A 21,575-nucleotide genomic window follows, 5' to 3' on the forward strand; every position below is an offset into this window, starting at 1 on the left:
CTCGTACCTCCCTGTATTGTAATACACGCCCCAGCCCCGCGGATTCGGGGAGCGGCGTCAGAAATGCTTCTTGCGCTCCGAGGACGACCCGATCCGGAGCATCTCGCGGTACTTGGTAACGGTCCTTCTGGCAATGACGATGTTGTGGGTGGAAAGGAGTTCGGCCAGGCGCTGGTCGGAATAGGGGCGCTTGGGATCCTCCGCATCCACCAGTTCCTTGATCTTGCTCTTCACGCTCTCGGAGGCGATGAAATCCCCCTCGCCGGTGGAGATGCCGGAGTTGAAGAAGTATTTCAGCTCGAAGAGCCCCTGGGGGGTCTGCATGTACTTGTTGGTGGTGACGCGGCTGATGGTCGACTCGTGCATCCCGATGTCCTCGGCGATGTCGCGCAATACCAGCGGTTTCAGGTACTCGATGCCGCGGTCCAAAAAGTCGCGCTGGAACTTGATCAGGGACTTGGCAACCTTGAAGATGGTGCGCTGGCGCTGCTGGATGCTCTTGATGAGCCAGATGGCGGAGCGCATCTTCTCGCCGATGTACTCCTCGGCCTGCTTGTCGACCGAGCGGGAGCTCTTGGCGTCGGGGGAGTAGAGCGGGTTGATCCGGAGGTTGGGCATCCCCTCGTCGTTCAAGACCACCACGTACTCGTCGCCTACCTTGTGGACGAAGATGTCGGCCGAGATGTACTGGACGTCGTCGGAGCCGAAGAGCCGCCCGGGCTTGGGATCGAACTCGGCGATGATCCGGGAGGCGGCCAGGATGTCGTTCACGTCCACCCCGAGCACCTTGGCGGCCTGTTTGTAGCGCCGGGCCTCCAGGTCCTTCAGGTGGTCGCGTAGCAGCGCCTCCACGAGCGTCCCCCCCATGCCGAGGCTTTGCACCTGCAACAGGAGGCATTCGCGCAGATCGCGGGAACCGACCCCGACCGGGTCGAACTCCTGGATCCTCTTGAGGACCGACTGGGCCAGCGGGACCAGCACGCTCTCGGCGAAGGCGTCGGCCGACTCCTGCAGCTTCTCCTCGGGGTCGCCGGCGGTGAGCCCCGACCACTCCAGCACCTCCCCGGTGAAGGGAGCGACCCGGACGCAGGCCGCGGCCACGTCCTCGAGGCTCGCGCGGAGGTAGCCGTCCTCGTCGATGTTGCCGATGATCTCGGCCCCCACCACGGTCTCGCGCTCGGTGAGCCGGGTCAGCGAGAGCTGCCAGATGAGATGGTCGAAAAGGGTGGATTTCTTGGTGAGGAGGTTTTCGAAGGAGGGGCGGTCCTCGTCGTCGTAGTACTGCTCACCGGAAGAGTAGTTGTAGCCGTCGATGTAGGAGTCCCAGTCGGTCTCGCGGGTCTCCTCCCCCGCCCTTACCTCCTGGAAGTCGTTGGCGGGACTCTCGGGCTCCAGCTCCTTCTCTCTGATCTCCAGCTGCTCCGGCTCCCGGATTTCCTCCTGGTCCAGAACCTCGTCAAGGACGGGATTTTCCTCCAGCTCCTGGCGGACCACATCCTGGAGTTCCAGCCGGGAAAGTTGAAGGAGTTTGATGGCCTGCTGCAGCTGGGGGGTCATCACCAACTGCTGACTCAATTTCATCTGCTGGCGCATCTCTATGGCCATAAGTCCTCTTTGACTGCCGAATGGATCTGAATTTCAAGGTGCGGGGGAACCGCTCGCGTGCCCCGGAAAGGCGCCGGAAGCCCTCTGACAGCTATTATAGCCCTGCCGGAGGCGCTTAGCGAGCCGGGTTAACTCTTAGAGACGGAACTTCTCCCCCAGGTAGATCTCGCGCGCCTTCTTGCTCTGCGAGATCTGCTGCGGGTCGCCGCATTCCAGCACTTCCCCCGCGCTCATGATGTAGGCCTTGTCGCAGACCCCCAAGGTTTCACGGACGTTGTGGTCCGAGATCAGGACGCCGAGCCCCTTTTCCTTGAGCTCGGTGATGATGTTCTGGATGTCGATGACCGCGATGGGATCGATGCCGGCGAACGGCTCGTCCAAAAGGATGAAGGCCGGGTTGGTGGCCAGCGCCCGGGCGATCTCCACCCGCCGCCTCTCGCCCCCGGAAAGGGCGTACCCCTTGCTGTTGGCGATGTGCTCGACCCGGAATTCCCCGAGGAGCTCTTCGACCCGCTCCCGCCTTCTCATTGGGGAGAGCGGCATGGTCTCCAGGACCGCCATCAGATTGTCACGGACGGAAAGTTTTCGAAAGACCGAGGGTTCCTGCGGCAGGTAGCTGATGCCGCGCCGGGCCCGCAGGTACATCGGGAGCTGAGTGATCTCCTCCTCGTCGAAGAGGACCCGGCCGGAGTCCGGGCGGGCGAGCCCTACCACCATGTAGAAGGTGGTGGTCTTGCCGGCGCCGTTGGGACCCAGGAGCCCCACCACCTCGCCGCTGGAGACGTGGAGGTCGACCCCGTTCACCACCCGGCGCTTGTCGAACCCCTTGACGAGCCCTTCGGTCCGGAGCGTGCTACGGTTTTTTGCCGGCATTCTGCTCCCCGGGGTGAATCACCACCTCCACCCTTCTCCCCTGTCCGCCGCGCGCCACGCTCCGCTGCTGGTCGAGGTAATAGGTGATCTCGCTGCCGGTCACCACGTCGTTCCCCTGCACCACCTTGGGGGACTGATCGAGCACGATGGTCCGCTCTTTCGGATGATAAACGGCGTGGCCGCCGGTCGCCTGCCGGCTGCCCTGCAGCATACGGACGTTGCCGTAGGCCTCCACTTTGGAGAGCTCCTTGCCGTCACCCGAGTAGGTGATCACCAGCCGGTCCGCGTAGAGGGTCATGTCGCCCTGGCGGGCCACCACCTTCCCCTCGAAGACCGCGGTCTTTTTCTCATTATCGGCATTGAGGGTGTCGGACTTGATGGTAAGCGGCTCTTTTTTAGCCGCCGGCGCCGCCCAAAGATGCGAGGCCGTAGCCACAAGGACCAGCGCCATCAGGAAAAAGGATCGCATCATTTCCCCCTCCCCGGCCGGTAGACCGCCTTGACCTCGCTCAAAAGCCGCAGCTTGCGGCTTTGTGTCAGTAACTCCATTCCCACCCCTTCAAGTTCCAGCCCCTGGTCCACCAGCCGGACCCGGTCGCCGCTTTTGATGAGCGAGCGGGCGGCCACGTAGCTGACACTGGGGGCGAAGAACTCAAGTCCTTTACTGCTTGTGCCGTGGACCTCTCCGGTGAGGGTGAGATCCCGGGTCGTGTTGTTGTAGTCGGCGCGCTGGGCGGTGACCAGCAGTTCACCGGTCCGCTCGTTGCCGGCGACCGAGAAACGCACCCCGGAAAGCGAGGTGGTGTCGGCCTTCTTGTTGTACTCGGCGCGGTCGGCGGTGAGATCCCACCGTTTCTTCCCTTCCTTGGTCTCGGTGTAGTGGACCTTCTGCAGGGAGATGTCGACCTGCACCGGGAGCTTGGCGACCTTCACCCCGGGGAGGTTATTCGCGCGCAATTTGAAGAGTATGAAGGCGATCATGAGGAGGGTGGCCAAGATCAAGACCGCCGCGACAAATCGCCTGATTTTATTAAGTTTATCCATATTTTTTGCCGAAGTATACCATCATCAAAAAGGGGTGTAAAGCCTGTTTTTCCGGGGATGGCACGATTTGGCACAAAGATTGAAGAAAGAAAGTCCCCCTTTGAAAAAGGGGGGATTTAGGGAGATTTTCCTTGCTGCCACCGGATCACCAAATCCCCCCTGTCCCCCCTTTTTCAAAGGGGGGACCCGTTTCGGCTGCTATCCCGAATATCAAGGGGGGGAGTCCCGAAGCTAGGCGAGCTGGGAGAGGTACCAGCCGTAGGTGCTCTTCAGCCCCTCCTCCAGCTCAATCTGGTGGCGCCAGCCGAGCTCATGGATGCGCGCGACGTCGCAGAGCTTTCTGGGGGTGCCGTCGGGCTTGGAGGCGTCGAAGCGGATGTCGCCGCGGTAGCCGACCACCTCGCCGATCTTGAGCGCCAGCTCCTTGATGGTCAGCTCCACGCCGGAGCCGATGTTGACCGGCTCGTTCCCCTCGTAGTTCTGCATGAGGAAGACCGAGGCGCGGGCCACGTCGTCCACATGGACGAACTCGCGGTAGGGGGTGCCGCTCCCCCAGACCACCACCTCGGGCTCGCCGGCCACCTTGGCCTCGTGGAACTTCCGCAACAGCGCGGGGAGGACGTGGGAGGTGGTCAGGTCGAAGTTGTCGTTGGGGCCGTAGAGGTTGGTCGGCATGGCGCTGATGAAGCGGGTCCCGTACTGCCGGTTGTAGGACTGGCACATCTTGATCCCGGCGATCTTGGCGATGGCGTACGGCTCGTTGGTGGGCTCCAGCGGCCCGGTCAGGAGGTACTCCTCCTTGATCGGCTGGGGGGCCATCTTCGGGTAGATGCAGGTGCTCCCCAAAAGGAGGAGCTTCTTGACCCCGTTCAGGTACGCGCTGTGGACCACGTTGTTCTGGATCATCAGGTTGTCGTAGATGAAATCGGCCGGGTAGCTGTTGTTGGCGACGATTCCTCCCACCTTGGCGGCGGCCACCAGCACGTAATCGGGACGCTCGGCGGCGAAGAAGGCGGCGGTGGCCGCCTGGTCGCGCAGGTCCAGCTCCTTGCTCGTCCTCACCACCAGGTTGCCGTACCCCTGCCCCTCGAGTTCGCGCACGATGGCGGACCCGACCAGGCCGCGGTGCCCCGCAACGAAGACCTTCCCTCCCTTATCCATTGGCGCGCATCTCCCTTTCGGCGAGCGCCAGGTCGGTGTCGGTCATCATCTCCACCAGCCCCTGGAAGGTGGTCTTCGGCTCCCACTTGAGGACGCGCTTGGCCTTGGCGGGATCACCGAGCAGCAGGTCGACCTCGGCCGGACGGAAGTAGCGGGGATCGATCTCGATCACCACCTTGCCGGTCTTGATGTCGATCCCCTTCTCATGCGCCCCTTCTCCCTGCCACTCGAGGTGCATCCCGAGGCGTCCGAAGACCAGTTCGGCGAACTCGCGGACGCTGTGGGTCTCACCGGTGGCGACCACGAAGTCGTCGGCGGTCTCCTGCTGGAGCATGAGCCACATCGCCTCGACGTAATCGCCGGCGAAGCCCCAGTCCCTCTTGGCATCGAGGTTCCCCAGGTAGAGGCAGTGCTGCAGCCCCAGCTTGATCCTGGCCGCCGCGCGGGTGATCTTCCTGGTAACGAACGTCTCGCCGCGGCGGGGGGATTCGTGGTTGAAGAGGATCCCGTTGCAGGCGAAGAGGTCGTAGCTCTCCCGGTAGTTCAGGGTGATGTAGTAGGCGTAGGCCTTGGCGGCCGCGTACGGGGAGCGGGGATAGAAGGGGGTGGTCTCCTTCTGGGGAGTCTCCACCACCTTCCCGTAAAGCTCCGAGGATGAGGCCTGGTAGAAGCGCGGCGAGATGCCGGTTTCGCGGATCCCTTCGAGAATCCTTACCGCGCCCAGGGCATCGACCTCGCCGGTGTACTCGGGAACGTCGAAAGAGACCCTGACGTGGCTCTGGGCACCGAGGTTGTAGATCTCGTCCGGGCGTACCTCGCGCAGGATCCGGTTGATGGAGCTCGCGTCGTTCAGGTCACCGTAGTGGAGAAAGAGCTTGGTCCCCGCCTCGTGCGGGTCGCGGTAGATGTGGTCGATGCGCCCCGTGTTGAAGGAGGAGGAGCGGCGGATCATGCCGTGAACCTGGTATCCCTTGGAGAGGAGCAGTTCGGCGAGATAGGAGCCGTCCTGCCCGGTGATGCCGGTGATGAGTGCTTTTTTCATGGTGCCTCCGGTGGCGGTCGAAATTAAATCTAACGGCAAAAGGATCGGCCGGCTAGGCCGGCTCGTAATTGGCCAGTATCTTCTCGATGATGCGGCTGGTGGAGCGTCCGTCGACGAACTGGACGAGCTCCACCCGCCCGCCGTTCGACTCCACCACCTCGCGCCCCACGACGCCGTCGAGGGTGTAGTCGCCCCCCTTGACCAGGACGTCCGGGCGGAGCGCCTCGATGACGGCGAGCGGGGTGTCTTCGTCGAAGATCACCACGTAGTCGATGCAATCCAGGGCGGCCAGGATGTGGGCCCGCTCCGCCTGCTCGATCAGGGGCCGTTTCTCCCCTTTGAGGCGGCGGACCGAGGCGTCCGAGTTGAGCCCCACGACGAGGAGATCCCCCAGCGAGCGGGCCTTCTGCAGGTACTTGACGTGCCCCACGTGGAGAAGGTCGAAGCAGCCGTTGGTGAAGACCACCTTCTTCCCGCGCCCGCGCTCCGCGCTCACCAGGTGGGCCAGCACGTCGAGGTTCTTGATCTTGGTGTCGCTGTCGGTCTGGCCGTGGCCAACCTCGGCGACGATCTCGGCCGGGGAGACGGTGGAGGTCCCGAGCTTGCCGACCGCGATGCCGGCCGCGACGTTGGCGACCCAGGAGGCATCGGCCATGGAGAGGCCGCAGGCGAGTCCCAGGGAGAGGACCGAGATGACGGTATCGCCGGCGCCGGTGACGTCGAAGACTTCGCGGGCCACGGTCGGGATGTGGACCGCTTCACCCTTGGCCGGGAAGAGGGACATCCCCGCCTCGCTGCGGGTGATCAAGAGCGCGTCGAGCTGCAGCTTTCCGAGGAGAACATCGGCGGCTTGCTCCAGGCTTCCCTGGTCGGCAATGGTGATGCCGGAGGCGATCTCGGCCTCCTTGCGGTTGGGGGTGAGGAGGGTCGCGCCGGTGTATTTCTGGTAGTCGCTCCCCTTGGGGTCGACCACCACCGGGATCCCGAGGGTCCTCCCCGCCTTGCAGATCACCGAGAGGACCGCCGGGGTGAGCACACCCTTGAGGTAATCGGAGACCACGATGACGTCGAAGTTGGAGCAGCAGGAGAGGAGGTAGCCGGTCATCAGCGCCTCGGCCTCGGGCCCCACCGCGGACTTGGTCTCGCGGTCGATGCGGACGATCTGCTGGTTGGCGGCGATGACGCGGGTCTTCTTGCTGGTCTTTCTGGCCGGATCATCGAAAAGCCCCTCGATGCCGACGTTCTTCTCCTCGAAGGCGCGGCGCAGGAGGGCCCCGTTTTCGTCGGCGCCAATTACCGAGCAGACCGACACGCTGCACCCGAGTGCGGCGAGGTTGTTGACGACGTTACCGGCGCCTCCCAGGCGAAGGTCCTCGCGGGTCACCTCCACCACCTGGACCGGTGCTTCCGGCGAAATACGTTCCGCTTTCCCCCACAGGTACTCGTCCAGCATCAGGTCGCCAATTACCAGCGCCCGAACCGTGGAGGCTTTGTCAAGAAACGACTCGACTTCTCTTCTATCCATAAAAACTCCGAAACCAGTTCTGTGTTCTACTTCTGCATTTTGAAGCCTTTCGGCTATAGTCTGTGCTCCATCTTGCACCTCACAGCCGTATGACAGAGGCAAACTGAGAGAGTTTAGCAAAAAGTTGCGACGAAGCTATGACAGATGAATTTTTTATTTCAGCTTGTTCAGCACCCCGGCGGCCAGCAGCGGAATCAGTATCTCGTGATGGCCGGTGACGGTGTAGCCGCGGCTCTCGCCGCTCGTGGGACGCTTCACTACATTGGTGAGCGGACGGTAGTGCTGCTGCATGTCGAAGTTGGCGGTGGTGAAGTGATCGACGTGGTGTCCCAGGTTCTGCGCGATGGAGAGCGCCTTCAGGAAGACCTCGGGAAGGAGCACAGCGCTCCCGATGTTCAGGTACACGCCTCCGTCCCCCAGCGAGGAGACCACCGAGGTGAAGATCCTGAAGTCGGTGTAGCTCGCCTGCCCGATGACGGCCCCGTCGGCGCTCGGGTGCTGATGGGTGATGTCGGTCCCGATCGCCACGTGGACGGTGACCGGGATCTCGTTTTTAACGCAGGTCGCCATCAGGCTCTGCTCGCGGTAGGGAAGCTCGCGCTCGAGGATCATTCTCCCGAGCGATTCGCCGTAGCCGAGCCCCTTGGCGACGCCGGCCTTGAGGGCCTCGTTGATCTGCTTCCCGGTCTCCTCGGCCATCCCGAAGTTCCCGGCATGAAGTACCGCACCGACGTCCTCGCTGGTGGCGCCGATCAGGGCGATCTCGAAGTCATGGATGGAGCCGGAGCCGTTCAAGGCTACCGCGGTCACCACGTCCGCCTCGATGAGGGCCTTCAGAACCGGCTGTAACCCGCACTTGATGACGTGGCCGCCCATCGCCATCACCACCGGCTTCCCCTTCTCGCGGGCGGCCACTACCGAGTCGATGATCTTGTTGAGCGACTGCGCGCCCAGCTGATTCGGCATGGCGGCCAAAAGGTCGGCAACGGTCATCCCCGCCCGCACCGGGCCGGCAAAGTCGTCCTTCACATTGACCTTGTTGTTTCGGGTGGCGATCGGGTAGGTGGTGACCCCGGTGAAATCTAGCGGTGCGTATTTCATAAGTCAAATCCTTTCGATTGAAAGAAGTTCCAGGTTCTATGTGAGCAACAAGTCTATGAGGCGTAGGTTGCGTTGAACGGCTTCATCGTGAAACGCAACAATTAACGTTGCTGCAAAATGCCGCGTTTCGTACCTCAACGCGACCTACTACCCCCTGTTCAGAGCCCTTGGTACGCCTTGTAGAGGTACTGCAAATACGCCTGGGTGTCCTTTAACGACTCGGCATCCTGGGCGGCGCCCCGTCCCGGGTTGGTCCGCAGGATCACCTTCTTCGCCACGTCGTCGAACACCGTGGTCTGGTCGGCGGTCCGCATGGCAAAACCGGTGTGGAAGTTGTAATAGGCATAGTTCTGCCGGTTCTTGTTGAAGAGGTTGTTGCTCCAGCGGAACTGCTCGTAGGGAAGCCCGAGCTGGGCCAGCAGGGTGGCCGCGATGTCCGACTGCGAGGCGGTCTTGGTGAAGCGGGTCCCGCGGTATTCCTTCTTCAGCACCTCCCCGTAGAGAAGAAGCGGGATCCGGTAGCGCTCCGGCTGGTAGTTGTTCCGGTTGAGCGGCAGCGGATGCCCGTGATCGGCCACGAACACGAAGAGGGTGTTGGCGTACCACGGCTCCTTTCTTGCCCGCTCGAAGAAGGCCCTGAGGCTTAGGTCCGCGTAGTGGACGGCGTTTTTGAGCTTCACCGCCTCGCTGTTGCCGGGATAGACCGGGGCCATCGGGACCTCGAACGGCTCGTGGCTGCTCAGGGTGAAGAGGGCGCTGAAGAAGGGGGTTCTCTCGTTCCTCAGGTCGTCGATCACCCGGTTGAAGAGCACGCCGTCCTGCGCCCCCCACTTGGAATCCATGTCCTTCTTGTCGAACGATTCCCGATCGACGATCTTCTCGAACCCGGAGTGGTGCAAAAGGGCGATCATGTCGTCGAACCGGTCGTCGCCGCCGTAGTGGAACTGGGTGGCGTACCCCGCCTGCTTGAGGGAGCCCCCCAGGGTGGGAAGCCGCTCCATCTTCATCGGGTGGGAGAGGATGGTCCCGTCCGGGTTGGAGGGATACCCCTGCAAAACTGCGGGGAACCCGAAGGAACTCCGGTAGCCGCTGGCGTAGAAATCGGTGCAGAGGAGGCCGCCGGCCGCCAGTTCGTCGAAGAAGGGGGCGATCCCCTTCTCGGCACCGAGCGCGCCCACCACATCGGCGGTCCAGCTCTCCATGATGAACAGCACAATGTTCGGGCGCTTGGTGGTCAGCACCTCATCGGTGTCGTTGGGGATTCCTTTCCCGAACAGGCGGTCCACCCGCTGCTTGACCTCGGCGTCGGAGAGGTAGACGTAGTTGTTCCCCTTCTTCTTGAGGTAGTACTTGGTGTCGTAGATGAGGTTCCAGCTGGCGTTCAAGGCCGCATGGTTCGCGAAGGGGGTGCTCGAGAAGTAGACGAAGCTCGGGTTCATGGCCGCCACCCCCACGCTCCCGCGGATCGCGAGGAAGATCACTCCGGCGAAGAGGACGAAGAGGGGAAGCCGCACCAGCGAGCGCTGCGGGGTCCGGTGGATGGGAAGCCCGCTGCAGAAGAGCCGGTACAGGAAGCACCCGCACCACCCGAGGATCACCGCCGCCACCACCAGCAGGAAAAGGGGGGACGACGCAGTGGAGGCGAAGGCCTCCCGGGGATGCTGGAGGTAGACGAGCGCCTGGGCGTTGAGCTTGGTTCCCCAGGCCTGGTAGATCTGCAGGTCGGCGATGGTCAGCACCGCCACCACGGCGCTCATCAGGTAGCTGTACCACTTGATGAATTTGGCCACCCCCCGGAAGGGGAAGAGGGAGTTGGCGAACCAGGTGAGGTACGGAATGACGGAGAGGTAGCCGGCTGCGGAAAGGTCCGCGTAGGCGCCATAGGCCAGCGTTCCGGCCAGGGTGGAGGCACCGAGGCCGGCGGATTTTGCTCCGTGGTAACCGAGGAAAGCCAGGCGGCAGATGAGGAAGTAGGTGAGCCAGAAAAGGAGGTACCTGAAGACGAAAGAAGGGAAATCCCTGACCAATCCGGATTTCCCGGTTGCTGCCACTTTTTTACTGTCGTGCGACATCTTGCTCCTTAAGACACCTTCTCCTTTTACCCCATCCTCACCTCCGCCCTCCCCAGCTGGGGAGGGAGAGGTTGGCTAAGACGAAGATAGCTGGTGCGCCGTTACTTCCCGTAGTACTCGCGGTACCACTTGACGAATTTGCCGACCCCCTCCTCGATGGAGGTGGACGGCTTGAAACCGACATCCCTCATGAGATCGTCGACATCGGCGTAGGTGGCGGGAACGTCCCCCGGCTGGATGGGAAGGAGGTTCTTCTGGGCCGTCTTGCCGAGGGCGTCCTCGAGCACCTCGATGAAGCGCATAAGCTCCACCGGGGAGTTGTTGCCGATGTTGTAGATCCGGTACGGCGCGTAGCTGGTACCGGGGTCCGGGCTCTTCCCGCTCCAGGCGGGGTTGCCGGCCGGGATCTTTTCCATCACCCGCATCACCCCTTCGACGATGTCGTCGACGTAGGTGAAGTCACGCTGCATCTTGCCGTTGTTGAAGACGTCGATGCTCTTTCCTTCCAGGATGGCCTTGGTGAAGAGGAAGAGCGCCATATCGGGGCGTCCCCACGGTCCGTAGACGGTGAAGAACCTGAGCCCGGTGGTCGGCAGACCGTAGAGGCTCGAATAGGTGTGGGCCATCAGCTCGTTGGCCTTCTTGGTGGCGGCGTAGAGCGAAACGGGATGGTCCACGTTGTGGTGCACCGAGAACGGCATCTCCGTGTTCGCCCCGTAGACCGAGCTGGAGGAGGCGTAGACGAGGTGCTTCACCTTGTTGTGACGGCACCCCTCCAGGATATTGATGAAGCCGGTAATGTTGCTTTCGGTGTAGGCGTGGGGGTTCACCAGCGAGTAGCGGACGCCGGCCTGGGCGGCCAGGTTCACCACCGTCTGGAACTGCTCCCTGGCGAAGAGATCCGCCATCGCCTCGCGATCGGCCAGGTCCATCTTGACGAAACGGAAGCCGGGGAGCGGGGTGAGCTGGGCCAGCCGCGCCTCCTTGAGCCGCACGTCATAGTAGTCGTTGACGTTGTCGAGGCCAACGACCTCCACACCCCGGCCTAGAAGCCGCTTCGACAGGTGAAATCCGATGAAACCGGCGGCGCCTGTTACCAGAACCTTTCCCATAGAACCCCTCGTCATTGAAATAGGATGGAAACGTACCGACAAACGATAGCACAGCGAGAGTTTTCCGCCTACTTTTTAAGTCCGGCGATCACCTCGACGATCCGGCGGGCGGCCATGCCGTCCCCATAGGGATTGTGGGCAAGGCTCATAGCGCGCCAGGCCTCCTCGTTATCCAGCAGCAGCGATGTCTCGGCGACGATCCGTCCGCGGTCGGTGCCGACCAGCTTCACGGTTCCCGCCTCCACCGCCTCCGGGCGCTCGGTGGTATGCCGCATCACCAGTACCGGTTTCCCCAAGGACGGCGCCTCCTCCTGCACGCCACCGGAATCGGTGACGATCAGGTGGGCCCGGTTCATGAGGTACACGAAGGGGAGGTAATCTACCGGCTCGATGAGATGGACGTTGGCAAGGGTGCCGTCCCCGAGGATACGGCGCACCGGTTCCTGGACGTTCGGGTTGAGATGGACGGGGTAGAGGATCTCCACGTCCGGATGGGTGGTGGCCAGCTCGGCCAGCGCCCGGCAGATCTCCTCGAAACCGGCGCCAAAGTTCTCCCGGCGGTGCCCGGTAACCAGCACGAGCCGCTTCGCCGGGTCCAGGAAACCGAAGGTCTCTTCGAACTGGCGGTGCAGACCGGGGTCGCTCTCTATCTTGTGAGAGACGGAGAGGAGCGCGTCCACCACGGTATTCCCGGTCACATAGATCGAGCCGTCGGCAACCCCTTCCCGCAGCAGGTTGTTCCGCGAGGTCTCGGTGGGGGCGAAATGGAGGTCGGCTACCGCCCCGGTCACCCGCCGGTTGATCTCCTCCGGGAAGGGGGCGAACTTATCCTGGGTCCTCAGCCCCGCCTCCACGTGCCCGACGGGGATGCGGAAGTAGAAGGAGGCGATCGAAGCGGCCATGGTGGTGGAGGTGTCGCCGTGCACCAGGACCAGGTCGGGGCGCTCCTTCTCGAGCACCGGCTTCAAGCCCTGAAGGACCCGGCAGGTCACGTCGAAGAGGTCCTGCCCCGGCTTCATGATGTCGAGGTCGTAGTCCGGCCTGATGTCGAAAAGCGAGAGCACCTGGTCGAGCATCTGGCGGTGCTGCGCGGTGACGCAGACTATACTCCGGATGGTTTCCGGGTGCTTTTCCAACTCCTTGACCACAGGGGCCATCTTGATGGCCTCCGGGCGGGTGCCAAAGACGGAGAGAACAGTGATCATGACTGGCGTGCCCTCACCACGTACTGAAAGACGAGCGACTCCTTGATGCGGTTGAACATCATCACGTTCAATAGCTTGATATTCCATCCGCCGTCAACCTTGCGGGAGATCGCCTCGACGGACATGCCGTTACCGGTGAAGAGCTCCTCGACTCCGGGGAGGGTGAAGAAACGGAGGTGGGTCCGGTCGAGGATACCCGCATCGCCGTAACGCCACTGCCCCTTCATCAATCCCCGCACTACGCGGTGAAAGCCGACGTTGGGGAGGCTCGCCACGATGCAGCCGCCCGGTGCCAGCAAGGCCTTGAGCTTGCCGACCATGGCCCAGGGGTCGACGAGGTGCTCGAGGACGTCGGCGCAGATGATGCAGTCGAACTGTCCGGGCCGGAAGGGGAGCTCCACCTGCTCGAGGTTCCCCTCAACCACCTCGTCCAGCACCGCGCGCGCCTGCGAGGCGGCGTCGGGAAAAATTTCGATCCCGCAGACTTCCTTGACCCCGGTCTGCTTCAGGTGGGCACCCAGAGCTCCGGAACCGCATCCGACGTCCAGCACCGAACGGCATCCCGCCGGGATCATCTCCAGGATCTCCGGCCGCAGCAGCCCGTAGTAATCGTCCCTCATACACCCTCCGTCAGATCGACACGGCAGCCGGCAAGCTTCCGCTTGAGTGATTTTAACTGGTAATCGAAGCGCAGCCGCTTCCAGAATCCCCGCGGCCGCAGGAGCTCCGCCTTCTTGAGACGGTTTTCCACCCGGTACAGGGTGGTATCGTCCTGTCCCGAGGCCAACCGCTGCAGAGCCTGCGCGATCAGCTCGAGGTGGCGCTCCCGCGGGTGGGTGGTGCGGTAGCGCCGGATGCCGAACTTCCGTTCCAAAAGCTTCCGGTTGGCCTTCAAAAGTTTCTTGGTGGTGCCGGGCATGGCGCTGAACGAACCGCTGCCACGGTGGTAGATGAAGACGTTTTCGTTGAGGAGGAGGGTGAATCCTGCCCTGCGGACCCGCAGGCAGTAATCGTCGTCCTCGTAGAAGCCGAGGCCGTAGGCCTCATCCAGCCCCCCTACCCGCTCCACCACGTCCCGCCTGGTGGCCACGCAGAAAAAGCAGAGCCGCTCCATGGAGACCGCTTCGCTCCGTCCGGTCCCGACCCAAAGCGCGCCCTGGCCGAGGATCTCCTTGGGGGAGGCGCTTTCGACCCACACTTCCTGTTCGTTGCCGGTGGCGTTGGAAACCGGGCCGACGAGCCCTGCGGTGGGATCCTCGCGAAGCGGCCTGACCAGCTCGGTCAGCCACCCCCGGCCCACCTGGGTGTCGTTGTTCAAGAGCACCAGGAACTCACCGGTGGCAACCTTCAGTCCGTCGTTGTTCCCCCCCGCGAACCCGCGGTTCACGCTGTTGAGGATCGGCTTGAGGCGCGGCTCCCGCCCGGCGAGCTCCCGAAGGTACCCCGGGGTTCCGTCCGAGGAGTTGTTGTCCACCACGATCACCTCGTAGTCGGGGTAATCGGTATTGGCGAAAACGCTCTCCAGGCAGGGCGCGGTGGTCCCAGAGAGCGAGTTGTAGCTCACCAGGATGATGCTGGCCCGGCCGGGGATCACCGTTTTTTCAGCCACAGCGTTTTCCATGTCCGCCTTTTCTTGGGGACCAGGTCGAGCCCCCGGTCCCAGTTCGATTGACGTATCGCGCCGAGGTAGTCTTCCGCCAATATCGCCTCGGTCACCCCCAGGGCAACACTCTCCTCGTACTGTTCCTTGTAGTGGAACACCTTGAAAAGCGGCTCGATCGGGACCAGGCGGATGGGGGCATAGGCGAGGATCGCCTCACCGTACCAGAGCATCTCGCCGGGCGACAGCCCGATCAGGTCCGCGAAACTGAGGTTGCGGGGTTCGGCGTAGTTGACGGCCAGCGCCTCCCAGACCGCCGCCGAGCAGATGGTCGGAATGGGGCCGTAATTGTAGTGGCGGCCCGGCCGGTTGAAGAAGCTCTGGGCCTTCACCCGGTCCTTCACGTAGTACTCCCTGATCTTCTTCATCCCCTTGCGGGCGGCGAACTCCAGGAGATCCTTCCCCTCGTGCATGACCGTGTACGGGGTGTCGGGGTCGAGCATGAAGTCGGCGATCCCGAAGTCGCGGATGAAGTAGCAGTCGGAGTCGAGCATCAGGTAGTTCTTGCAGAGCCCGAGCCGCCAGAACTCGGACTTGACGATCTGCTGCATGAGCCCGCCCGGGAGCTCCTCCATCAGCTTCACCGGGTGGCGGGGGTTGGCCGCGAGGATCTCCTCGTCGGCGATCAGGGTGACGGCAAGGCCATCCAGCTTCTCCCTGAAAAGCGGCAGATCGGCCTCGGGCGCCGAGATGTAGAAGGGGAGGCCCTCCCGGTTAAAGCGCGCCACGCTCTCGGCCAGTACGCGGGCGCGGAGGACGTCGTTTCGGTAGGACTTGCAGTAAAGGACAAAGGTATCCATCGCCGCCTACCTCCCGATGACGCTTTCGCCCAAGGCGACGATCTTGTCCACTGCGTCCTCCACCGTGAAGGCGTAGGCCTCCTCGCGGTCGGCGAGCTCGTTACGCTGCCAGCGCGCCACCGTCCCGGCCAGCACCTCGGTCACCCCGTCCACGTCCAGGGCGTTGACCGCCTGCAGCCCCCGCTCGGCGAAGATCCGCTCCAGCTGGGGGTTACGCCAGATAAGCCCCAGGATCGGCCGCTTGGTCCAGAGGTACTCGAAGAACTTGGAGGGGATGTACTCCTCGCAGAACGGGTCGCTGCCGTGCAGAAGCAGGAGGAGGTCGGAGCGCCGCATGGCCTCCAGGACCTGCTGGCGTCCGCTCTTGCCGGTCGCCGGGTCCGCCTCCAGCCGCCCGTGCTCGACGATGACGCCGGGGAGCGGGAAGCGCTCCAGCGCCTTCTTCGAGATGGGATCGAGCCGGGAGCCGAAGACGTCGATCTGGATGAGGCCGCGGTACTCGGGACGGCGCTCGAACAGCTTGTGGAGCGCCTCGATCACCACCGCCATGTTGCGCGTCTCGGCCAGCGAGCCGAAGTGCCCGATGTGGAGCTTCTCCCTTTTGGCGTACACGGTATCGCCGAACTCCGGTTGCCCCACGCCGGGAATGATCATCACCCCCCGCTCGCCAAGCTCAGGGTTGCGCTCCTTGGCGCGGGCGAGCGCTCCTTCGGTGAACCACCAGGCGGCCGAGACGTGCCGGGAGACCAGCCTCTCCAGCCAGGCGGCCCAGCGGTAGGCCATGCGGGAGCCGCGCCAGTCGCCGTGGATCATCGGGTCGTGGAGCTCGGCGATCCAGGGGATCCCGAACTTCCTGGCCAAGAGGTACCCGGCCAGATGGGCCGAGTTGGCGCCGCCGGTGGAATAGATCAGCTCCGGGCGATGGGTCTTCACAAGCTCGGCCCCCTTGACGTAGGCCATCACGAACCAGGACCACTGGCTCTCCAGCTGGATGAAGGCCCGCTCCAGGATGAAGAAGGGGAGGATGGCGACGGCCACCACCGACTTCACCACCTTGTAGGCCAGCTGGTTCTTGAAGTGCTTCTTCAGGATGTGGCGCAGGTCGAACTTGAGGCCCGCCGGGGAGATGGCGGGGACCTGGTGATGCTCGACCACCTGGTCGCGCACGCCGGTCTGGGCGCTCACCACCACCGGGGTGATCCCGTGCCTGATCAGGAAGGGGATCTTGTCGGTGATGGTCAGGCTGGCCGCCCTGCCGTCCATGTTGAAGGCGTGGGAGATCACCAGCCACGTGCGGCCGGTCGCTTTGTCCTTGCTGCTATCGGTCAAGAGTTACTCCTCAGGGGAAATGTTCGGGGCCGCTTCCTCGGCAAAAAGCGGTTCCAGCAGCCGTACCGCCTCCAGCACCTCGTCCAGGGTGACGGCGATCAGGCAGGGGCTCTCCTTCTGCCCCGTGTCGTCGCAACCCGCCAGGCCGCAGGGAACGCACGGCATCTCCTTTTGCACCACGATGCAGTGGCCGCTCCCCGGCTCGGCCGGAGTCCCCCACCGCTGGTCGATCCCCCCCTTGTTGTTCCAGGGGAACCAGCGCTTGGTGAAGGTGGGGCCGTAGAGGGCGACCATGGGGACGCCGACGCTGGCCGCCAGGTGGCTGATGGCGGTGTCGAGCCCGAGGTAGAGCGAGGCCCGGGACAAAAGGAAGGTCAGCTGGCTCAGGTTGAGCTCGCCCTCGACGAGCACCGGCCTGGTCTTGCAGAGGCCGGCCAGGCGGAGGAGTTCTTCCTTCTCGGCCGGGCTCGGCGAGCAGCTCCAGACCGGGGTGAGGCCGTAGCGCTCGTGTACCGCGTCGGAGAGCTCGGCAAAGCGCTCGGAGCGCCAATACTTGTAGATCCAGCGCGCGAACGGATGCACGACGAAGAAGCGCCCCGAGACTCCGCGCCCGGCAAGGAGACCGAGCACCTTCGCCTCGTCGTCCGCGTTCCAGCAGACCTTGACCTCCAGCCGTCCGGCGGAAATCCCCAGGGTCTCGGCGATGAGGGCGCAGGTGCGCGCCGTGTGCGTCTCGGTCGGCAAAAGGAGCGCCCGTTCCAAAAGGAGCTTCTTCCAGAAGTCCTTTCCGGGGGCGTTGCCGTCGTAAAACCCGACCCGCATCCGTTTCCCCGCCAAAAGAACCGCCAGGTTGCCGCGGTCGGAGGCGTTCAGGTTGATGGCGAGGTCGTAGCTGCGGAAGATCGTTCCGAGGTATCCGCCGCCGCGCTTCCCCTTCTCGCGGTAGAGCACCTTCCGGACCCGCGGGTCCCGCTCCAGGTACTCGCCGGTGCCGCGGTCCACCAGCAGGTCGATGGCGGCCTCGGGGTAGGCTTCGTGCAAAAGCCCGATGAGCGGCGTGGTGAGGATCACGTCGCCGATCAGGCGGATGTTCACGATCAGTATGCTCTTGGGGGCCGGGGTCATCATGCGAGAAGCTCACGGGCGTGGGAGAGGATATCCTCCTCCTTCAGCTCCCGGATGGAAAAATCGTTCTTGTCCAGGCTCTCCTCGCGGACCACCGAGCTCGATTTCATGATCCGGCATGTGGCTCCGGGGTAGATGCGGTGGGCCGGGGTCGGTCCGAAGAGCACCACGCACGGGACGTTGTTGGCCCAGGCGATGTGGGTCGGCCCGGTGTCCCCGCCGATCACCAGGTCGGCCTGGCTGATGGCGGCCTTCAACTGGTTGATGGTGAGCTTCGGCAACACGGATACCTTCGGGGAGCGCTCGGCCAGCCAGCAGGCGGTCTCGTACTCCTTTTTGCTTCCGTGGCAGACCAGCACGTTCTCCTCAAGCCCCTCGACGACGGTCAGGAACTTTTCCTTCGGATAGTTGCGCGACTCCCAGGTGGAGCCGACCACCAGGATCACGTTCTTCTTCTCCTTCACGAAGAACTCGCGGGAAGCCTCCCGGTCCTCCTCGGCATAGAAGAGGAAGGGCTCCTTCTCCATCAACTCACTCTCGTCGAAGGTGATGTCGAGGGCGGAGGCGGCGAGCTTCGTGTAGCGAAGGACCGTGTTCATCTCCAGCGGGAGCGAAAAGGTCCGGTCGTAGCAGACGGTTGCCAACGGCTCCTTGGCGGCGTCGCGGGCGAACCCGGCGGTCTTTCTGCCGATACGGCGGGCGATCAGGGCCGACTTCAGCATCCCGTGCAGGTCGATCACCATGTCGAAGGGGCCGCTGTCGGCGATCTGCCGGTACTCGCTCCTGAGCTTTCCCCACGAGAACGAGCGCTTGAGCCCCTTCAAGTCCACCTTCACCACCCGGTCGAGATCCTGCTGGTGATCGAGGATGTCGGCGAACTTGCTGTCGGCGAACCAGGTGATGGAAGAGCCGGGCAGATGGCGCCTGATCACCTGCAGGCAGGCCATGCAGAAGATGATGTCTCCCAGCGAGGAGAGTCGAACGATGGCGATCCTCACCTCTCCTCCCCTTTCCCTTGGCCGCTTCGCCCGGCGCGGTTGAGCTCCCTCAGTTTCACGTACTTGGCGAAGGTACTGGTGGCGTTGGCGACCGAGACCACGAGCCCTTCCGCGCCGTCGAGGAAGCCGAGCCTGACCAGGTAGGTCTTCACGAAGGCGGCGGACGGCCGCACCGTCAGGTCGTACCAGGAGGCAACCTTTCCCCGCTCGGCGAGCTGGCGGGCGGAGAGGTCCGTGTAGCGGTTCATCTTGACCAGGAGATCGGCCAGCCCGACGAAGGAGTAGTGCAAAAGGTGCCCCTTGAGCCGCCCGATGGGGCCGTCGACCGCCACCGACTCGTGGACCATCTGTTCGCCGAAACGCGCCTTTTTCCGGTCGAAGAGGCGGGTCGTGCGGTCGGGATACCAGCCGCAGTGGCGGATCTCCTTGTCTCCCAGGAAGGTCCGCCGCGGCACCTGGTAAGCGGCGGCCAGCTCGCCTTCTGAGGCAAGGAGCTCCTCGATCTCGCGGCGCAACTCGGCGGTCACCCGCTCGTCGCAGTCGACGTTCAGGACCCAGTCGTGGCTGGCAAGCTCCACCGCCGCCTGTTTCTGCGGTCCGAAGCCGCGCCAGGCGACCTCGTAGACCCGGTCCGTATAGCGGCGGGCGATCTCCCTGGTCGCATCGCTGCTCCCGGAATCGACCACCACGATCTCGTCGGCGAAGGAGAGGCTCTCCAGGCACTGCGCGATCCGCTTCTCCTCGTTGCAGGCGATCAGGATCGCGCTTAAAAGGCGGCGCTCGCTCATCCCCGCCCCCCGTTGCCGTCGCCAAGCAGGAGCCCGCGGAGGTGCCCCGCGCTGTGCTCGCGCTGCAGGGCGAGGCCGCCCTGGCGCGCCCGCTCGTGATAGCCGGGGTAGTCGGCGAGGATGGTCTCCACCGCGCTAAGGAGCTCTTCCGGCGTCGGCTTCACGATCACCACCCCCGCCTGGAAGCGCTCCACCACCCGCGCCATCCAGGTCCCGGCCAGCGTCACCACCGGAGCTCCGCTGGAGAGCGCGTCGAGGGTCACCCCGCTGATGCGGTCGGCGAAGTCCACCGGGTTGTACGGCTGCAGGCAGACCGCACCGCGGAAGGTATCGAAGTAGGCTTCCTGAGACAGGGTCTCGGGGGTAAGCCGGAGGCTCGGGTAGGCGAGCCCGGCCAGCCGCTCGAGGTCGGCCTTGGTCTCGTCGTCGAACTTGTCGTAGTGGGCCGCCGAGGTCTGCATGGAGACCGGGAGATCCCTCCCCCGTTCCCGCAGCAGGGCGACCAGGTCCACCACCCGGCCGAACCCCTTGTCGGAGCGGGCCGCGCCCGCAAACAAGAGGTGCCGGAAGGGAGCGGCGGCCGGCGCGTCCTCTTTGCGCGGAGTGATCGGGTAGGGGACCACGTGGCAGTGGCGGAACCCGCACCCGGCGAAGACGTCGACCACGCTCTTGGTGGGTCCCATGATGACCAGCTCGGGGTGCTTCGCGGCCATCTTCCTGAAGAAGGCGAGTTTTGCCTCGTCGGCCCGCACCCAGTGGAAAAAGAGGAAGACCCGTCCGGGGGGAACCGGTCCGCTGGCCGCCTTATCGACCAGCGCGAGATCGACGCGCCCGGCGGTGGCGATGAAGACGCGGCTCCCCTTTCTCAAAAGACGCCGCAGCAGGAAAAACTCCTGGACCCTGCGCACCCGCCGGAAGAAGTGACGGCGGACGGTAACACCGGCGGCTTCGGAGAGCTGTGCGCCGCGCCCGCCCCAGACGGTGATCTCCACCGGCGCCCCGGGGGCGTCCACGACGCTATCGAGGAAACTCCGGCAGTGACCGGCTTCGCCCGACAGGGTCGGCTCGATGATGTGGAGCGGGTTCATTTTGTCAGGCAAGGAGACTCTCCACCGCGGCCAGGACCGCCTGCACCTTGATGCTGTCGCGGCACTGGGCATCCTTGTCGCAGCTGGTCTTGAAACAGCGGGTGCAGTGCATGGGCGACTGGATGACCACGTGGTTGGCTCCCCGGGGGCCGCTCGACTTGCCGTCGCTCGCCCGGTAGAAGGAGACCGTCGGGGTCCCCACCGCGGCCGCGAGGTGAACCGGTCCGGTATCGCCGCCGACCACGAGGTCGACCTTCTTCATGAGGGCGGTGAGCCCCTTGAGGCTGTAACGGTCGAGCACCCGGGCGCCGGGTCCGATCCCTGCCGCGATCCGGGTAACCGCCTCCCGCTCGGAATCGTTCCCCCACGGGAAGAGGATGGTGGAGTCGGGGAAGGAGGAGAGGACCTCCTGGCCCAGCGTAATCCAGCTCTTCTCGCTCCAGAACTTGGTCTGCCAGGTCGTCCCGTACTGGAAGAGGAAGACCAGCCCGTCCGAGAGGGTCGCCAAGAGCACCTCCGCCCGCTCGTCGTCCTCCGGGGAGGTCTCGATAGTCGAGGTGAGGATCATGGCCCGGAAGTCCTTGGCGAAGGGGACGCTGACGAGCCGCAGGTACTTTTCGGTGACGTGGTAGTCCTGTCTCCTGAGCGGAATGCGGCGGGTGGTGAAGAGGGCGTTCACCGACTCCTGCAGGTCAACCTTCTCGAAGCCGATCCGGTCCGGGCAGCCGGTACACCAGGTGATGATGCCGCTCTTGAGGTTCCCCTGGATGTCGAAGACCAGGTCGTAGTTCCGCTCCCGCAGGATCCCCTTCAGCTCGCCGATCTCGCGCCAGGTTTCGCGGGCGAACGGCTTCTTGCGCCAGACCTTGGTCCGCACCACGTGGAGCTGGTCAAGGAGAGGATTCCCTTCCAGGATCTCCTTGAACTGCTCCTCCACCACCCAGTCGATCTCGATCCCGGAGCTGGCCTGCTTCAGGTAATCGAGCAGCGGCAGTGAGTTGATTATGTCTCCCAAGGCGGACGCCTTGACTATAAGTACGCGCATAA

The 21,575-nt window shown here is 63.9% G+C and carries 20 protein-coding genes; all 20 read right to left on the reverse strand.

The genetic code is table 11. From position 1 onward, the window contains the following. Positions 1–57: 57 nt before the first annotated feature. Positions 58–1,605: an RNA polymerase factor sigma-54 gene (gene rpoN, locus L4X63_RS14445; protein WP_250679350.1), complete on the reverse strand. Its 1,548-nt coding sequence runs from the start codon at positions 1,603–1,605 to the stop codon at positions 58–60. A gap of 135 nt (positions 1,606–1,740) precedes the next feature. Next, positions 1,741–2,478: an LPS export ABC transporter ATP-binding protein gene (gene lptB / locus L4X63_RS14450; RefSeq protein WP_250679351.1), complete on the reverse strand. Its 738-nt coding sequence runs from the start codon at positions 2,476–2,478 to the stop codon at positions 1,741–1,743. Further along, on the reverse strand, positions 2,459–2,950 hold the full coding sequence (gene lptA, locus L4X63_RS14455; RefSeq protein ID WP_250679352.1) for a lipopolysaccharide transport periplasmic protein LptA: 492 nt from the start codon (positions 2,948–2,950) through the stop codon (positions 2,459–2,461). Before lptA ends, lptB begins: the two co-directional genes overlap by 20 nt. Continuing rightward, positions 2,947–3,480 carry an LPS export ABC transporter periplasmic protein LptC gene (lptC, locus tag L4X63_RS14460; RefSeq protein WP_250679353.1) on the reverse strand — a complete coding sequence of 178 codons (534 nt, stop codon included), beginning with the start codon at positions 3,478–3,480 and terminating at the stop codon, positions 2,947–2,949. Before lptC ends, lptA begins: the two co-directional genes overlap by 4 nt. A gap of 273 nt (positions 3,481–3,753) precedes the next feature. After that, positions 3,754–4,683, reverse strand: a complete 930-nt coding sequence (fcl, locus tag L4X63_RS14465) for a GDP-L-fucose synthase (RefSeq protein ID WP_250679354.1) — start codon at positions 4,681–4,683, stop codon at positions 3,754–3,756. Further along, positions 4,676–5,725 carry a GDP-mannose 4,6-dehydratase gene (gene gmd / locus L4X63_RS14470; protein WP_250679355.1) on the reverse strand — a complete coding sequence of 350 codons (1,050 nt, stop codon included), beginning with the start codon at positions 5,723–5,725 and terminating at the stop codon, positions 4,676–4,678. Before gmd ends, fcl begins: the two co-directional genes overlap by 8 nt. 52 nt (positions 5,726–5,777) lie before the next feature. Next, complete coding sequence (hldE, locus tag L4X63_RS14475; RefSeq protein ID WP_250679356.1) at positions 5,778–7,250, reverse strand: bifunctional D-glycero-beta-D-manno-heptose-7-phosphate kinase/D-glycero-beta-D-manno-heptose 1-phosphate adenylyltransferase HldE; 1,473 nt, start codon at positions 7,248–7,250, stop codon at positions 5,778–5,780. Positions 7,251–7,403: 153 nt separating this feature from the next. Then, positions 7,404–8,351 (reverse strand): GSU2086 family protein, encoded by a 948-nt coding sequence (locus L4X63_RS14480; protein WP_250679357.1) that lies wholly within the window; start codon positions 8,349–8,351, stop codon positions 7,404–7,406. 158 nt (positions 8,352–8,509) lie between these two features. Next, positions 8,510–10,423 carry an LTA synthase family protein gene (locus L4X63_RS14485; RefSeq protein WP_250679358.1) on the reverse strand — a complete coding sequence of 638 codons (1,914 nt, stop codon included), beginning with the start codon at positions 10,421–10,423 and terminating at the stop codon, positions 8,510–8,512. A gap of 101 nt (positions 10,424–10,524) precedes the next feature. Then, positions 10,525–11,535, reverse strand: a complete 1,011-nt coding sequence (locus tag L4X63_RS14490) for an NAD-dependent epimerase (RefSeq protein WP_250679359.1) — start codon at positions 11,533–11,535, stop codon at positions 10,525–10,527. Between the two features lie 68 nt (positions 11,536–11,603). Then, on the reverse strand, positions 11,604–12,740 hold the full coding sequence (gene wecB, locus L4X63_RS14495; protein ID WP_250679360.1) for a non-hydrolyzing UDP-N-acetylglucosamine 2-epimerase: 1,137 nt from the start codon (positions 12,738–12,740) through the stop codon (positions 11,604–11,606). Then, a complete protein-coding gene (locus L4X63_RS14500; RefSeq protein WP_250679361.1) occupies positions 12,737–13,360 on the reverse strand; it encodes a class I SAM-dependent methyltransferase in 624 nt (207 codons plus the stop codon). The genes wecB and L4X63_RS14500 overlap by 4 nt, the downstream gene beginning before the upstream one ends. Continuing rightward, positions 13,357–14,361 carry a glycosyltransferase family 2 protein gene (locus tag L4X63_RS14505; protein WP_250679362.1) on the reverse strand — a complete coding sequence of 335 codons (1,005 nt, stop codon included), beginning with the start codon at positions 14,359–14,361 and terminating at the stop codon, positions 13,357–13,359. The genes L4X63_RS14500 and L4X63_RS14505 overlap by 4 nt, the downstream gene beginning before the upstream one ends. Then, positions 14,331–15,200: a DUF6492 family protein gene (locus tag L4X63_RS14510; protein ID WP_250679363.1), complete on the reverse strand. Its 870-nt coding sequence runs from the start codon at positions 15,198–15,200 to the stop codon at positions 14,331–14,333. The genes L4X63_RS14505 and L4X63_RS14510 overlap by 31 nt, the downstream gene beginning before the upstream one ends. Before the next feature lie 6 nt (positions 15,201–15,206). Next, entirely contained in the window at positions 15,207–16,529 is a 1,323-nt protein-coding gene (locus tag L4X63_RS14515; RefSeq protein ID WP_250679364.1) for a glycosyltransferase, read from the reverse strand. A 3-nt stretch (positions 16,530–16,532) separates the two neighbouring features. Continuing rightward, a complete protein-coding gene (locus L4X63_RS14520) occupies positions 16,533–17,657 on the reverse strand; it encodes a glycosyltransferase family 9 protein (protein ID WP_250679365.1) in 1,125 nt (374 codons plus the stop codon). Further along, on the reverse strand, positions 17,654–18,652 hold the full coding sequence (waaC, locus tag L4X63_RS14525; RefSeq protein ID WP_250679366.1) for a lipopolysaccharide heptosyltransferase I: 999 nt from the start codon (positions 18,650–18,652) through the stop codon (positions 17,654–17,656). The genes L4X63_RS14520 and waaC (L4X63_RS14525) overlap by 4 nt, the downstream gene beginning before the upstream one ends. Beyond that, a complete protein-coding gene (locus L4X63_RS14530) occupies positions 18,649–19,440 on the reverse strand; it encodes a glycosyltransferase family 2 protein (protein WP_250679367.1) in 792 nt (263 codons plus the stop codon). The genes waaC (L4X63_RS14525) and L4X63_RS14530 overlap by 4 nt, the downstream gene beginning before the upstream one ends. Beyond that, positions 19,437–20,540, reverse strand: a complete 1,104-nt coding sequence (locus L4X63_RS14535; protein ID WP_250679368.1) for a glycosyltransferase family protein — start codon at positions 20,538–20,540, stop codon at positions 19,437–19,439. Before L4X63_RS14535 ends, L4X63_RS14530 begins: the two co-directional genes overlap by 4 nt. Further along, entirely contained in the window at positions 20,533–21,573 is a 1,041-nt protein-coding gene (gene waaC / locus L4X63_RS14540; protein ID WP_250679369.1) for a lipopolysaccharide heptosyltransferase I, read from the reverse strand. Before waaC (L4X63_RS14540) ends, L4X63_RS14535 begins: the two co-directional genes overlap by 8 nt. Positions 21,574–21,575 lie beyond the last annotated feature (2 nt).

It is taken from the genome of Geomonas sp. Red32, assembly GCF_023652955.1.
Lineage (GTDB): Bacteria > Desulfobacterota > Desulfuromonadia > Geobacterales > Geobacteraceae > Geomonas.